The sequence below is a fragment of the Salinisphaera sp. T31B1 genome (assembly GCF_040361275.1).
Classification (GTDB): Bacteria; Pseudomonadota; Gammaproteobacteria; order Nevskiales; family Salinisphaeraceae; genus Salinisphaera.
In genome coordinates this window covers 216,656-231,543 of record NZ_APNH01000003.1, presented here as the reverse complement: position 1 = coordinate 231,543, position 14,888 = coordinate 216,656, and the positions used below count along the sequence as shown (strand labels likewise).

The 14,888-nt window shown below is 66.5% G+C and carries 13 protein-coding genes; all 13 read right to left on the bottom strand.

Going from position 1 to position 14,888, the window contains the following annotated elements:
* Window positions 1-36 precede the first annotated feature (36 nt).
* Genes ftsA through rsmH form a run of 13 tightly spaced genes read right to left on the bottom strand, consistent with a single transcriptional unit; the run spans window position 37 to window position 14,861 of the window.
* Entirely contained in the window at window positions 37-1,272 is a 1,236-nt protein-coding gene (ftsA, locus tag T31B1_RS12545; protein ID WP_353249849.1) for a cell division protein FtsA, read from the bottom strand.
* Window positions 1,256-2,017 (bottom strand): cell division protein FtsQ/DivIB, encoded by a 762-nt coding sequence (locus T31B1_RS12540; protein ID WP_353249848.1) that lies wholly within the window; start codon window positions 2,015-2,017, stop codon window positions 1,256-1,258. The genes ftsA and T31B1_RS12540 overlap by 17 nt, the downstream gene beginning before the upstream one ends.
* Window positions 2,014-2,964, bottom strand: coding sequence for a D-alanine--D-alanine ligase (locus T31B1_RS12535; RefSeq protein ID WP_353249847.1), 951 nt, complete (start codon window positions 2,962-2,964; stop codon window positions 2,014-2,016). Before T31B1_RS12535 ends, T31B1_RS12540 begins: the two co-directional genes overlap by 4 nt.
* Entirely contained in the window at window positions 2,961-4,406 is a 1,446-nt protein-coding gene (gene murC, locus T31B1_RS12530) for a UDP-N-acetylmuramate--L-alanine ligase (RefSeq protein ID WP_353250278.1), read from the bottom strand. Before murC ends, T31B1_RS12535 begins: the two co-directional genes overlap by 4 nt.
* Complete coding sequence (murG, locus tag T31B1_RS12525) at window positions 4,406-5,485, bottom strand: undecaprenyldiphospho-muramoylpentapeptide beta-N-acetylglucosaminyltransferase (protein WP_353249846.1); 1,080 nt, start codon at window positions 5,483-5,485, stop codon at window positions 4,406-4,408. The genes murC and murG overlap by 1 nt, the downstream gene beginning before the upstream one ends.
* Window positions 5,482-6,633 (bottom strand): putative lipid II flippase FtsW, encoded by a 1,152-nt coding sequence (gene ftsW / locus T31B1_RS12520; RefSeq protein ID WP_353249845.1) that lies wholly within the window; start codon window positions 6,631-6,633, stop codon window positions 5,482-5,484. The genes murG and ftsW overlap by 4 nt, the downstream gene beginning before the upstream one ends.
* Window positions 6,630-7,982 carry a UDP-N-acetylmuramoyl-L-alanine--D-glutamate ligase gene (murD, locus tag T31B1_RS12515; RefSeq protein ID WP_353249844.1) on the bottom strand — a complete coding sequence of 451 codons (1,353 nt, stop codon included), beginning with the start codon at window positions 7,980-7,982 and terminating at the stop codon, window positions 6,630-6,632. The genes ftsW and murD overlap by 4 nt, the downstream gene beginning before the upstream one ends.
* Complete coding sequence (mraY, locus tag T31B1_RS12510) at window positions 7,979-9,061, bottom strand: phospho-N-acetylmuramoyl-pentapeptide-transferase (RefSeq protein ID WP_353249843.1); 1,083 nt, start codon at window positions 9,059-9,061, stop codon at window positions 7,979-7,981. Before mraY ends, murD begins: the two co-directional genes overlap by 4 nt.
* On the bottom strand, window positions 9,055-10,437 hold the full coding sequence (locus T31B1_RS12505; protein WP_353249842.1) for a UDP-N-acetylmuramoyl-tripeptide--D-alanyl-D-alanine ligase: 1,383 nt from the start codon (window positions 10,435-10,437) through the stop codon (window positions 9,055-9,057). The genes mraY and T31B1_RS12505 overlap by 7 nt, the downstream gene beginning before the upstream one ends.
* The gene (locus T31B1_RS12500) at window positions 10,434-11,906 is read right to left on the bottom strand and encodes a UDP-N-acetylmuramoyl-L-alanyl-D-glutamate--2,6-diaminopimelate ligase (RefSeq protein WP_353249841.1); all 1,473 of its coding nucleotides are present in this window, start codon (window positions 11,904-11,906) and stop codon (window positions 10,434-10,436) included. Before T31B1_RS12500 ends, T31B1_RS12505 begins: the two co-directional genes overlap by 4 nt.
* The gene (locus T31B1_RS12495) at window positions 11,903-13,633 is read right to left on the bottom strand and encodes a peptidoglycan D,D-transpeptidase FtsI family protein (RefSeq protein ID WP_353249840.1); all 1,731 of its coding nucleotides are present in this window, start codon (window positions 13,631-13,633) and stop codon (window positions 11,903-11,905) included. The genes T31B1_RS12500 and T31B1_RS12495 overlap by 4 nt, the downstream gene beginning before the upstream one ends.
* Window positions 13,630-13,914, bottom strand: coding sequence for a cell division protein FtsL (ftsL, locus tag T31B1_RS12490; RefSeq protein WP_353249839.1), 285 nt, complete (start codon window positions 13,912-13,914; stop codon window positions 13,630-13,632). Before ftsL ends, T31B1_RS12495 begins: the two co-directional genes overlap by 4 nt.
* Window positions 13,911-14,861, bottom strand: coding sequence for a 16S rRNA (cytosine(1402)-N(4))-methyltransferase RsmH (gene rsmH, locus T31B1_RS12485; RefSeq protein WP_353249838.1), 951 nt, complete (start codon window positions 14,859-14,861; stop codon window positions 13,911-13,913). The genes ftsL and rsmH overlap by 4 nt, the downstream gene beginning before the upstream one ends.
* Between the last annotated feature and the right edge of the window lie 27 nt (window positions 14,862-14,888).

Below are 14,888 nucleotides of genomic sequence, written 5' to 3'. Positions count from 1 at the left end.
GGTCGCCGCCGGCCGTTCCCCTGATCGCTTGTTGTTCTAGAAATTGCCCTGGAACCAGGCCTTCATCCGTTCCCAGACCTGGGTAAAGCTGTTGTCGTTGTGAGACAGGTCCATGCCCGGCTTGGGCATGGAGCGGTTGCCGAACTCCAGCAAGCCCACGCCGGTGGCGTGGATCGGGTTCTTGACCACGTCCGACAGCCCGTGCACCCGCTGGGGCACGCCCAGACGAACGGACATGTGGAAGACTTCTTCGGCGAGATCGGTCAGCCCTTCCATCTTGGAAGATCCACCGGTGATCACCACGCCACCGGCCAGCAGATCCTCGAAGCCGGAACGCACCAGCTCTTTATGGATGAGCATGAACAGCTCCTCGTAGCGGGGCTTGATCACCTCGGCGAGGGTGTAGCGCGACAGCCGCCGCGGCGGGCGCTCGCCCACGCTCGGCACCTCGATGGCGTCGTCGTCCTCGATCAGCTCCGGCAAGGCACAGCCGTAGCGAATCTTGATGCCTTCGGCATGCTGGGTCGGCGTACGCAACGCTACGGCGATATCGTTGGTGACCTGGTCGCCGGCGATCGGAATGACCGCTGTATGCCGGATCGAACCATTGATGAACACCGCGATGTCCGACGTGCCGCCGCCGATATCCACGAGTGCTACACCAAGGTCTTTTTCGTCCTCGGTGAGCACCGCATAACTGGAGGCCAGCTGTTCGAGAGACAGCTTGGAGACTTCCAGACCGCAGCGGGCCACACACTTCTGGATATTCTGCGCCGAGGTCACGGCCCCGGTGACGATATGCACCTTGGCTTCCAGGCGCACGCCGGACATGCCGACCGGCTCCTGAATGCCCTCGTTGTCGTCGACCGCGAATTCCTGCGGCAGCACGTGGAGGATTTTCTGATCGGCCGGGATGGCCACCGCACAGGCGGCGTCGATCACCCGCTCGATATCGGATTCGGTGACTTCCTTGTTGCGGACCGCGACGATGCCGTGCGAATTCAGTGACCGCACATGCGCCCCCGAGATCCCGCAGTGCACCGACTGGATCCGGCAGCCGGCCATCAGCTCGGCCTCTTCGACCGCACGGCGGATGGAATCGGTGGTCGACTCGATATTGACCACCATGCCTTTCTTCATTCCACGGGAGGGCGCACTGCCGAGGCCTATGATCTCGAGCTCACCGTTGTGTACCTCGGCCACGATGCACGCGACCTTCGAGGTGCCGATATCCAGACCGACGACGAGATTCTTCTCAGGCCGCTTGCTCATTGACCTTCTCCTGATCCTTGGGGGTGGCGGCGCGCGTGCCGCCGACCGCGAAACCGTCGCTGTAACGCAAATCCACATAGCCGGCGCCGGCCAGCGCGTCGCGCGCCTGGGTGCGTGCCAGCGCATAGTCGACGAACCGGTGCATACGCTCATCCAGATCGTCGCGCCCGAGCCGCAGCTGCAGGCCGTCGTCCAGCGTGGCTGTCCACGAACCGCGCGCATCGAGCGTCAGTCGTGCGATACGTGTGTCATGGCCGGCCAGCAGCTCCGACAGATGCCGATATTGCTCATAAACCTTCAGTCCGGCCGTGGGCGGACCATCGAGCGCGACCAGCCCAGTCGGCCGGCTGGCCGCATCGGGCACGAAAACCCGGCCGTTGGCACCCAGTACGGCCTCGTCGCCCCACAGGGCGACCGGCCGCTGCTCAGTGATATGAACCGCCACACCGTCGGGCCAGTGACGCGAGACCTCGACCTCCGCCAACCACGGCTGACGGGCCAGCTCGGCCTGCAGGCCCTTGAGATCGACGTCGAAGAACGGCGAGTTCATGTAGGGCGCGGCCACATGCGCGATCTGTTCGTCACTCACATGGCTGGATGTACCGCTGATATACAGATGGCCGGTACGCTGGTCGTCGGGCTTGATGCCCTGCCAGGTACAGGCCGCCACGCCGAACAGCAGCAGCGCGCCTAGCAGGCCGTCGCGCCAGCGCTTGTTGGCCCGGATGCGCCTGATCGCGTTCATGACGCGTCCCCCTCGTCGGTAACGGTGGCAGCGAGAATGCGCCACACCAGTTCGTCGAAATCCATGCCGGCCGCCCGGGCGGCCATCGGCACCAGCGAGTGCGAGGTCATGCCGGGCGCGGCGTTGAGCTCCAGAAACCACGGCTGGCCGGCTGCATCGAGCATGAGATCCACTCGCCCCCAGCTGTGCGCGCCGGTGATCTCGAACGCACGCAACGCCAGACGCCGCAACTCGGCCTCGCGTTCGGGCGGCAGATCGCAGGGGCAGTGGTAGCGCGTGTCGTTGGCCACATACTTGGCCTGGTAATCGTAGAAGCCGCTGGACGGTTCGATATGAATCAGCGGCAAGGCCTGATCGTCGACGATGCCGGCGGTGTATTCCGGCCCGGCGATCAGCTGCTCGGCCATCACGTCGCGATCGAACCGGGCCGCTTCGCGGCGTGCCTGTTCGAGTTGCGAAATGCGATCGACCCGGCTGATACCGATGGTCGAGCCTTCGTGCACCGGCTTGACGATCAACGGCATGCCGAGCGCCTCGACCACTTCGTCCAGATCGGTCCGTTCGCCGAGTACCCGATGGGCCGGCGTGGGAATACCCTGGGCGGCCCAGATCGCCTTCGTACGGACCTTGTCCATCGACAGCGCACATGCCAGCACGCCGCTGCCGGTATAAGGCAATCCCTGGAGCTCGAGCGCCCCCTGCACCACGCCGTCCTCGCCGCCGCGCCCGTGCAGGGCAAGCCAGACACGATCGAAACCTTCAGCCGCCAGGTTCAGCACGCGCGCCCGGTCGACGTCGATGGCCGTGACATCGACGCCGCGACGTGCCAGGCCCGCGGCCACGGCGGCACCGGAATCCAGCGACACCGCGCGTTCGGCCGACCAGCCGCCCATCAGTACGGCGACCTTGCCGAACACGCCGGGATCGGTGATGCGCGTATCGCTCATGAGCGACCTCCGACGGCCAGCTGGCCAGCCACGGCGCCAATATCGCCGGCGCCCAGCGTCAACAGCACGTCGCCGTCGCTGACCACGCCAGGCAGCACATCGGCCAGCGCGTGCACATCGTCGACGAACACCGGGTCGACACGGCCTCGGGCGCGTACGCCGCGAGCCAGCGCTCGGCCATCGGCCCCCGCGATCGGCGCTTCACCGGCGCCATAGACTTCACAAAGCACGAGCACGTCCAGATTGGCCAGCACCTTGCAGAAGTCGTCGAACAGGTCGCGTGTGCGCGTGAACCGATGCGGCTGGAACACCACGACCAGGCGGCGATCCGGCCAGGCGCCGCGGGCGGCATCGATGATGCTGCTCAACTCGCGTGGGTGGTGGCCGTAATCGTCGACCAGCAAAACCCGCCGGTCACCAAGTGCGATCTCGCCATGCACTTCACAGCGTCGGCCGATGCCGGCGAACTGCGACAGCCCGCGTCCGATCGCCGGCATGTCCACGCCCAGCTCATGGGCCACCGCCGCAGCGGCCAGCGCGTTGAGCACGTTATGACGACCCGGCAGATTCAGGTGTACATCGAAACCGTCGTGTCCGGCCCGACGCAGGGTGAACCGTGTGCCGGTGCCATCGAACGACAGGTTCTCGGCCATGAAGTCGGCGTCGTGTTCGATGCCGTAGGTCACGATCGGCCGGCCCACGTCGGCCAGGATCGAACGCACCACCGGGTCGTCCACGCACAGCACCGCCAGGCCATAGAACGGCAGATGATGGAGGAATTCCACGAAGGTCTCGGTGAGCTTCGAGAATTCGCCGCCATAGGTTTCCAGATGATCGGCATCGATATTCGTGACGATCGCCATCATCGGCGTCAGGAACAAAAAGGACGCATCGGATTCATCGGCTTCGGCGACCAGGTACGGGCCTTCGCCCAGGCGGGCGTTCGAGCCGGCGCCCAGGACCTTGCCGCCGACGATGAAGGTCGGGTCCAAGCCGCCATCGGCCAGCAGCGAGGCCACGAGGCTGGTCGTGGTGGTCTTGCCATGGGTACCGGCCACCGCAATGCCGTAGCGGAAACGCATCAGCTCGGCGAGCATTTCGGCGCGCCGAACCACGGGCACCAGACGTTCGTGGGCAGCGATTACTTCCGGGTTGTCGCCGGAAACAGCGGTCGACACCACTACCACGTCGGCGTTTTCGATATTTTCGGCGGCGTGGCCGACGAATATCTGCGCACCCTGGGCGGCCAGTGCCTGGGTGGCCACGCCGTCCTTGATGTCACTGCCGGTCACCGTATAGCCCAGGTTGAGCAATACGCGTGCGATGCCGGCCATGCCGACGCCGCCGATCCCCACCATGTGAACGACGTTGACACGACGCATCGGCCGGTGGGTCAACGGCTGATGATGGCCGTTGGCGGACGCGTTGGACTGGGGGTCCATCATGCGGCCTCCAACAATTCGAAACAGGCGTCGACGATATCGTCGGTCGCATTCGGCCAGGCGACGCTGCGGGCTGCCTCGGCACGCACCAGCAGACCCGCGCGGTCGGCACACAGCGCGCCGATTTCCGTGGCCAGCCGATCGGCGCTCAACTCGGACTGGTCGATCAGCTCGGCGGCACCCGCATCGACCAGATACTGGCCGTTGGCCCGCTGATGGTCGTCGGCGGCAAACGGATACGGTACGAGCACCGCGCCCACGCCGGCCGCGGCCAGCTCTGCCACGGTCAGTGCGCCGCTGCGGCATACGACCAGATCGGCCCAGCCATAGGCCTCGGCCATGTCGTCGATGAATTCATGCACGTCTGCGTTCACGGCATGCTGGCGGTAGGCCGCTTCAGCCTGGGCCAGCGTACGACCGGCCTGATGACGCACCTGTGGACGCATCGCCGGGTCGATCCGTGCCAGCGCGGCCGGCACCGTTTCGTTGATCGCCAATGCACCGCCGCTGCCGCCGAGCACGAGCAGACGTATTGCATCGTGGCGCTCGCGCCAGCGCTCGGCCGGCGGCGCGAGCGCCAGGATCTCGCGACGTACCGGGTTGCCGACCGTGCGCGCATGGTCGTTGACAAAGGTATGCGGAAACGCCTGCAACAGACGATTGGCCAGGCGTGCGAGCACTCGGTTGGTCAGGCCGGCCGAGGCGTTCTGTTCGTGAATCAGCAGCGGCCGCCCGGTCAAGCGGGCCGCCAGACCGCCCGGGCCTGCGGCGAAGCCACCCATGCCGATCACCAGCTGCGGCGCGACACGACGCACCACGCCGAGTGCCTGTAGACAGGCACGAAACAGCTTGAGCGGCGCCGCGAGCCATGCCCGCGCGCCCATGCCGCGCAGCCCGGCGACGTCGATGGTATGCAGTTCCAGCGCGCGGGCAGGGACGAGCCTCGCCTCGATGCCATGTGCCGTGCCCAGCCACGACACCCGCACGCCGCGCTCGATCAGTGCCTCGGCCACGGCCAGCGCCGGAAACACGTGGCCACCCGTGCCTCCAGCCATGATCAACACATGGGGCGCACTCATGACGGCTGCCTCCGGATCGGCTCGCGGGTCTCGAGATCCACCCGCAGCAAAAGCGCGCACAGCAGGCACATGATCACCAGCGATGAGCCGCCGTAGCTCATCAGCGGCAAGGTCAGACCCTTGGTGGGCAACATGCCCATGTTGACCGCGATATTCACGAACGCCTGCAGCGCCAACCAGGCCGACATGCCGTAGGCCACGAAGCCGGCGAACAGCTGTTCGGCCTCGATCGCGCGCCGACCGATCACAAAACCACGCCACACGACGATCGAGAACAGGACGATCAGTAGCAATGATCCGATCAGACCGAACTCTTCGGCATAGATCGCGAACAGGAAATCGGTATGGGTTTCCGGCAGATAGAGCAGCTTCTGGACCGAATTGCCCAGTCCCACCCCGCCGATCTGGCCGCGTCCGATGGCGATCAGCGACTGCGTGAGCTGAAAACCGCTGGCATAGGGATGGGCCCATGGATCGGCAAAACTCACCAGCCGCGCCAAGCGATAAGGCGAGGACAGCACCAGCAGCACCACCGCGCCGCCGGCGGCCGCGCCGAGTACCAGCAGGTAGGACAGCCGTGCGCCGGCCAGAAACAGGATCATGCCGGCCACGGTGACCAGAATCGCGGCGGCGCCGAAATCCGGTTCGAGCAGCAACAGGAAACTGGCCAGCACCATGAAGAACATGGGCCGGAACAGACCGCCCCAGGACGTGGCCAGCTCGACCTGCCGACGCGATGCATAGCCGGCCACATAAAGGATCAGGCACAGCCGCGCGGGCTCGGAAACCTGCATGGACACCGGACCGAAATCGATCCAGCGCTGGGCGCCGTTGACCGCGCTGCCGATGCCAGGAATCAGCACCACCACGAGCAGAATCAGTCCGCCGCCCAACAACGTGAACGTGTTCGCCTGCCAGAACCGCAGCGGCACATGCAGAACCACGAACGCGGTGACCAGCCCGATCAGCGCATAGATCGCCTGCCGATAGAAGAAATACATCGGTTCGCCGGTCAGCCGGTCGGCTACGGCCACCGAGGCCGAACCCACCATGACCAGCCCGATACAGGTGATCACGACCAGCGCACCCAGCAGGGCCACGTCGGGCCGCACCCGAGGCAGTGCGAGCATGTCCGTGACGCGGCTCATGCGGCCAGCTCCTGTACCGCGGCGACGAAGGCATCGCCACGCGCGGCATAGTTGTCGAATTGATCCAGGCTGGCGCAGCCGGGAGACAGCAGCACCGTATCGCCGGGCTGGGCCATGGCCGCAGCCGCGGCCACGGCCTCGCGCAGCGTGGTCACGCGATGTACCTCGACATGATCGGCCACGGCACTCGCGATCAGCTCGGCATCAACGCCGAACACGATCACCGCGCGCGCCTTGTCGGCGGCGACCGGGCCGAGCGGTGTGAAGTCCGCGCCCTTGGCCTGACCGCCTGCGAGCAGAATCACCGGCGCAGTCATGCCCGCCAGAGAGGCCAGCAACGCGCCGAGATTGGTGCCCTTGGAGTCGTTGATCCAGCGTACCCCATGCCAGTCGGCCACGGTCTGGCAGCGATGCGGCAGGCCGCCGAAGGCCCGCAGGCCGTGACCTATGGCCGCCTCGTCCACGCCCAGCGCATCGGCCAGACCCCAGACCGCCAGCGCATTGAAATAGTTGTGACGGCCGGCCAGGCGCAACGCATCACAGCTCAGCCATGGCTGTTCGCCGCGGGCCAGTGCGGTCCCGCGCGCGCTGTCGAGCAGACGGTAGTCCACATCGGCCGCGGTGCCGAAACGGCGCACCTCGGCGTCATGTGTGGGCATCGCGACGACCCGGGCGTCGTCGGCGTTGACCAGCGCGATTCGGGCGTGAGCGTAGATACGCGCCTTGAGCTTGGCATAGCGGTCCATATCACCGTGCCGATCGATATGATCCGGGCTCAGGTTCAGCACAACGGCCGCCTGCAGATCCAGTCGCTCGACGAGTTCCAACTGGAAACTCGACAGTTCCAGAACATAGCAATCGATGCCCTCGGCCAGCAGATCCAGCGCGGGTGTGCCGAAATTGCCGCCGACGGCGGTATTGAGTCCGGCCGCGCCGAGCAGCTCGCCCACCCAAGCCGTCACCGTGGACTTGCCGTTGGACCCGGTGATCGCGATGACCGGTGCATCCACCACGCGGGCAAACCATTCCACATCGCCCACGATCGACAGCCCGCGGCCTCGCGCGTCGGCGATCAACGGCTCGCGCAGATCCACGCCGGGCGACACCACGATGTGGTCGATGCCGTCGAGCACCGCAGCCTGGAACTCGCCCACGATCAGACTGGCCTGGGGACACACGGCAGTGAGGGCGGCCGCGCCGGGCGGCTCGTCCCGGGTATCGATCACGCGGACACGGGCGCCGCACTCGCAGGCAAAACGCGCCGCCGAAACGCCGGATACGCCGCAACCGACCACCAGCACACTGGCGCCGGCCAGCTGTTCGCGGAATGTGGGTTTGGCCGCGCTCATCGGATCTTCAACGTCGACAGGCCAATGAGCACCAGCACCAGCGTGACGATCCAGAATCGCACGATGATCTTCGGTTCGGCCCAGCCTTTGAGTTCGAAATGATGATGCAGCGGGGCCATGCGGAACATCCGCTTGCCGGTCATCTTGAAAGTGGCCACCTGCAGGATCACCGATACCGTCTCGGCCACGAATATCCCGCCCATGACCACCAGCACCAGCTCCTGTCGCACGGCCACGGCCACGACGCCAAGTGCGGCACCCAGTGCCAACGCGCCAACATCGCCCATGAAGACCTGGGCCGGGTAGGCGTTGAACCAGAGAAAACCCAGCCCCGCCCCGCCGATCGCGGTACAGAAGATCGACAGCTCACCGACCCCCTTGATATACGAAAAGCCCAGGTAATCGGCGAACTCGACGTTACCGGTCACGTAGGCGAATATCGCCAGCGCCGAGGCCACGAGCACGCAAGGCATGATCGCCAGTCCGTCCAGCCCGTCGGTCAGATTGACCGCATTGCTGGTGCCCACGATCACCAGATAGCTCCAGACCATGTAGCCCGCGCCCAGCGGCACCGCGACATCCTTGAGCATGGGAATGAGCACGCTGGTTTCGGCCGCGCTGTGTGCGCCCAGGTATAGCCACAGCCCCGCAGCCAGGCCGACGAACGTCTGGGCGCTGTATTTGGCCCGGGCCGACAGCCCCTTGCTGTTGCCGAACTTGAGCTTTCGGTAATCGTCGATGAAACCGATCGTGCCGAACGCCGCGGTCACCAGCACGGCCAGCCATACCCAGCGATTGGCGATGTCCGCCCACAGCAGCGTCGACACGATCACCGAAGCCAGAATGAGCGCGCCGCCCATGGTCGGCGTGCCGGCCTTGACCAAATGACTCTGCGGACCATCGTCGCGAACGTGCTGGCCGATCTGATGGAACGTCAGTTTGCGAATCATCCACGGACCGAACACGAACGAGAAGATCATCGCCGTCAGCACGCCCAGAATGGCGCGCAGCGTGATGAACTGAAACACGCGAAAACCGCTGTGCAGCGGTTCGAGCCAGTCCGCCAGATACATCAGCACGACACACCCGCCTTCGCGCTGTCGACCACGCGCAGTGCGTCGGCCACGCGATCCATGCGTGCCGAGCGCGAGCCTTTCACAAGCACTGTCACCGCCCGATCGGCCGCCGCCAGAGCCTCGAGTAACGCATCGATCAGCGAGGCATGATCGGCGAACCACTGGGCGCCGTTGCCGAACGCTTCGACCGTACGCTGACTCATTGGGCCGACAGCCCACAGCCGCTCGACGCCCGCGGCACGCGCGGCGCGACCGGCCTGGTCATGGGCCGACTCGGCGTAGTCGCCCAGCTCACCCATATCGCCCAACACCGCCCAGCGCGGCGCCGGCTGGTACGACAACCACTCGAAGGCAGCTTTTAGAGAACCCGGGTTGGCGTTGTAGCTGTCATCGACCAGCCGTGCGCCGTGGCACGCCGCAGTGATCGCCAGACGGCCGCCCACGGCCTGCATCCCGGCCAGCCCGCGCGCGATCAGATCGGCGTCCAGATTGAGCGCGCTCGCCGCCGCCGCGGCCGCGAGTGCGTTGTTGATGTTATGCGCACCGGCCAGCGCCAGATCGACATCGGCCGCGCCGGTGGGCGTATGCAGAGTAAAGCGGCTGCCCTGGCCGGTCAGCGATTCGTGGCTGGCGTAGACATCGACGCCGGCGCCGCCACTGCGCGAAAAACATAGCTGCGACCGATGGCCAGCCAGTTCGTGCCACAGCCCGGCATAGTCATCGTCGGCGTTGATCACCGCGGTGCCCTCGGCGCTCAGCCCGGCGAAGATCTCGCCCTTGGCGCGGGCCACGCCTTCGTAACTGCCGAAGCCTTCCAGATGAGCCGATCCGGCATTGGTAACGACCGCGACGTCCGGCTGGGCCAGTTCGCACAACATGGCGATTTCGCCGGCATGGGATGCGCCCATTTCGACGACCGCGCGGGCCACACCCGCGTTCAGGCGCAGCAACGTCAATGGCACGCCCAGGTGATTGTTGAGATTGCCTTCGGTGGCCAGCACTGGCCCCGCTTCGGCGAGGATCGCGGCCAGCATCTGCTTGACCGTAGTCTTGCCGTTGGAACCGGTCACGGCCACTACCGGGCCGGCGAAGGCACGGCGCGCCGCTGCCCCGGCCTGCTGCAGGGCCGCCTGTACGTCGACGACCTGCAGCTGTGGCAGCGGCGAGTCGACCTGGCGATCGACCACCGCGGCAGCCGCCCCAAGGCTCGCAGCACGAGCCACGAAATCATGACCGTCGACGTGCTCTCCGGCCAGGGCAAAGAACAACGCACCACGCGGCAGCCGCCGCGTATCGATACTCGCGCCGGCAAAATCGCCGTCACGGCCGTGCAGTTCGGCATCGATCAGGTGGGCGAGTTCGCTCAGACGACCGTTCATGCCGCCTCCAGCGCCTGGCGGGCGACGACACGGTCGTCGAACGGCAGCCGGCGATCGCCGATCTGCTGAGTCGTTTCATGACCTTTGCCGGCAATCAGGACCACGTCGCCGACGCGGCCGGCGTCGATCGCCTGACGAATGGCCGCACGCCGGTCGTGTTTCACACAAACGTGGGTGCGGTCTTCGATACCGGCGAGAATATCGGCCACGATCGCCTGCGGGGATTCGCTGCGCGGGTTGTCGTCGGTCAGCCACACCTGTTCGGCACCGGCCACGGCCGCTTCGCCCATGAGCGCACGCTTGCCGCGGTCGCGATCGCCACCGCAGCCGAACACGCACAGCACGCGTTCCGCGGCATGTGCCCGCACCGCGGACAGTGCCTGTGCCAGTGCGCCGGGCGTATGGGCATAGTCGACCACGACCAGCGGCTGATCCTCGCGCGCGGGAATACGCTGCATCCGTCCGGGCACGGTCTCGAGACCGGCCAGCACCGTCGCACAGCGCGCGAGCGACTCGCCGCGGGATAGCAGCACCGCCAGCACGGCGGCCAGATTGTGGGCGTTGAAGGCGCCGATCAGCGTGCTGTCGATCCGGGCGGCCCCCACGTGGGTGTCCACCTCCACTCGCAAGCCATCGGCGCGCGGCTCGACGGCGACCAGGCGCACGTAACGATCGGCCATGGCGGCCAGATCGCCGTGTCCATAGACGACGGGCTCCACCGATGTGTCCAATTCGGCCAACCAGCGGCGCCCGTGCTCGTCGTCGACGTTGAGCACGGCACAGGCCAGCTCCGGCAGGCAGAACAGGCGTCGCTTGGCCTGAGCATAGGCCTCGACGCTGGCGTGATAGTCCAGATGATCCCGCCCGACTTGCGTCAGCACGGCCGCATCGAAAACGACGCCGTCAACACGGTGCTGGTCAAGCGCGTGCGACGACACCTCGAACGCGACCGCCTCGCAGCCATCGGCGCGGAAATTTGCCAGTGACCGCTGAACGCTGATCGGGTCCGGCGTGGTATGGCCGGCGTCGGTCAGTGCGTCGAGCGCTCCCACCCCGAGGGTACCGATATAGCCGCAGCGACAACCCAAGCCCTCGAGCGCGCGGGCCAGCAGCCACGCGCACGACGTCTTGCCGTCCGTGCCGGTAATGCCGGCAACGAACAAGCCGACCGAAGGCTGTTCGAAAAAACGGCCGGCGATCGTGCTGACAAGGATGGCCAGATCCGGCACATGTATACACGGCACATCGACGCACGGCGCAGCAGGCCCGTCCCAGGCAATCGCCCGGGCACCGGCGGCCACCGCCTGATCGACGAAATTCAGCCCGTGCACACGCGTGCCCTGACAGGCAAGAAAAAGATCACCGGGCACAACCCGACGGCTATCCATGGCCAGGCCCGTGACATCCAGCGCCGGGATATCGTCGGCGCTCAGCCCGTGCAGCAGTGACGTCATTTCGCGCGCGCTCATGTGCCGCTGTCCGAGGCGTTGGCGGCTGCCGCCAGTACCGCCGGGTTGTCCGGCGGCACGCGCAACAAGCGCAGCGCATCGCGCATGACCGCAGCGAATACGGGGGCTGCGACGGCCCCGCCGTAATAGGCGTCTTTCTTGGGCTCGTCGAGCATGACCAGCGTGACCAGGGCCGGGTCCTCGGCGGGCGCCATGCCGACGAACAGCGCCTGGTGGCGATCGTTCTTGTAGCCGCCACCGCCAGCCTTGCGAGCGGTACCGGTCTTGCCGGCGACGCGATAGCCCGGAATCGCCGCGCGCGTGGCCGTTCCGGCCGGGGTGACCACGCCCTCGAGCAGATGCCGCATGGTACGGGCTGTCTCGGGCTTGATGACCTGCTGGGGCGGCGTATGCATGCTCGCGCCTTCGCCTTCGATCAAGCGCAGGCTGCGCAAGACGCCGTCGTCGGCAATCGCGCCATACGCGCGGATCAGCTGAAAGGCGGTCACCGCCAGGCCATAGCCGTAGGAGGCGGTAGCCGTCTCCACGTCATTCCACTGGTAGAAATCCTTGAGCACGCCGTAGCGCTCACCGGGAAAACCGGTGCCGCTGGTCTCGCCGAAGCCGAACTTGTTATAGGTCGACCAGACGCCCTGTGCGCCCATTTTCAGACCCACGTGCGCGGCACCCACGTTGCTTGACTTCTGCAGGATCTTGGCAAAGTCTACGTCGCCGTAGTTGCGGAAATCGCGCACGGTCAGGCGCCCGACCATGAACCAGCCCTTGGTATGAATCACGTCGTGGGTGTTGTACAGACCGCTGTCTAGGGCCTGCGAGAGCAGGATCGGCTTGACCGTGGAGCCCGGCTCCATGACATCGGTGGCCGCCCGGGCGCGCACACCCGCCGGATCGATCGAATCGCGATCGTTGGGGTTGAAGCTCGGGTAGGAGGCAACCGCCCTTAGTTCGCCGGTCTTGGGGTCGAGCATGACCACCAGACCGCCTTTGGCGTCGTTCTTGATGACCGCCGACTTGATATGCCGGTAGGCCAGGTACTGCATACGCGAGTCGATGGTCAGCTTGAGGTCGTGCCCGGCCTGCGGCGGCGTGAATTCCGCCAGATCCTCGACCACGCGCCCGACACGATCCTTGACCACCCGGCGGCTGCCCGGCTCGCCGTGCAGATAGGCGTCGCGGTCCAGCTCGAGCCCTTCCTGGCCGCGCCCGTCGATATTGGTCAGACCGACGATCTGAGCGGCAGCCTCCCCGGCCGGGTAATAGCGCTTGTATTCCCGCTGCAGGAAAATGCCGGGCGCATCCACCGCCGTCACCCGCCGGGCGTCGGCCGGCGACAGCTGGCGACGCAGGTACAGGAACTGGCGGCTCTTGTATTCCTGCAGACGTGCGCGCAGGTCTGCCGTCGACATGTTCAGAGACGCGGCCAGCGGCGCGAGCTTGCCCGGCGCTTCCAGTACCGCCCCGGGCACGGCCCAGACCGATTCGGTGGGAGCCGAAAGCGCCAGCGGCTCGCCGTTACGATCCTTGATCGCGCCGCGGCCGGCGGGCACCGAAACCGTACGCAGATGGCGTTTGTCGCCCTCATGCGTCAGAAACGCCTGATCGAGCACCTGGAGATCGAAGGCACGACCGGCCAGCACGACGGCGAACACCGCGAATACCAGCAGTACGGCATGCCCGCGCCAGCGCGCCGGCGGGGCGATACGTGGCTTGGTCTCGCGCCGGCTCATCGGGCAGGCTCCGCGCTGTCGGATTCCAGCACCACGTAGCTCTTGGGCTGGATCATGTCGTACTTGCGGCGTGCGACCTGCGCGACCCGATCGGGGTTGGCCCACGCGCTTTCTTCGAGCTGAAGCTGGGCCCATTCGGTGGCCAGCTTGTCGCGCTCTACGCGCTCGACCTGCAGCTGATGTGCAAGTTCACGCGTCTTGTGCTTGGCCTGCACCACCGCCACGGCGCTCACCAGGATCGCCATGAGCAGCCCCAGCATGACGACGACCTGACGGGTCACGAGCCCACCCGCTCGGCGGATGTACGTTCGGCCACGCGCATGATCGCACTACGCGCACGCGGATTGGTCCGGGTCTCGGCGGCGTCGGCGCGCAGCGCCCGCCCGACGAGCGTCAACGCTGGCGCGGGCGCGGCGGCCATGGGTACCGGCGGCGCCGGCGGCCGCGCCTGATGACGCATGAACCGCTTGACGCGTCGATCCTCGAGCGAGTGAAAGCTGATCACCGCCAGCCGGCCGCCCGGCGCAAGTGCGTCCAGGCTGGCCTCGAGCGCCGCGTCAAGCGCGCCCAGCTCGTCATTGATATGCATACGCAGCGCCTGGAAGGTGCGCGTGGCCGGATGTACCCGTTTGCCGGCAGCCACCCGGGCCGGAATCGCGCCACGAACCAGTTCGGCGAGGGTCACGGTATCGGTGATCGGCGCGGTGTCGCGCGCATCCACGATCGCCCCGGCGATACGCCCGGCAAACGGCTCCTCGCCGTAGCGCTTAATCACCGAGGCGATCTCGCCGTGGCTGGCCCGGTTTAGCCAGTTCGCGAGCGGCTCGCCGGCATCGGGATTCATGCGCATGTCCAGCGGACCGGCATGCCGGAAAGAAAAGCCGCGGCCGGCCACGTCGAACTGCGGCGAGGACACGCCCAGGTCGAACAGCAGACCGTCAACATGACCGGCCAGGCCCAGCGCCCCGAGACGTTCGCCGAGCTCGGCGAACGAAGCGCGCACGAAGGTGAACCGTGAATCGGCGGCGGCCAGCGCCTCGCCATGCGCCGCGGCGTCCGGATCCTGATCGAAGGCAATCACGCGGGCCCGGGCCCCCACCGCCCCGAGCAACGCCCGCGTATGCCCCCCGCGTCCGAACGTGGCGTCCACGTACAGACCATCCGGGCGGGGCGCAAGCGCGGCCAACGCGGCGTCGAGCAGTACCGGTTGATGTTCGGCCTGCGGCATGTGAACGGCTTCCCTCATGGCGTTATA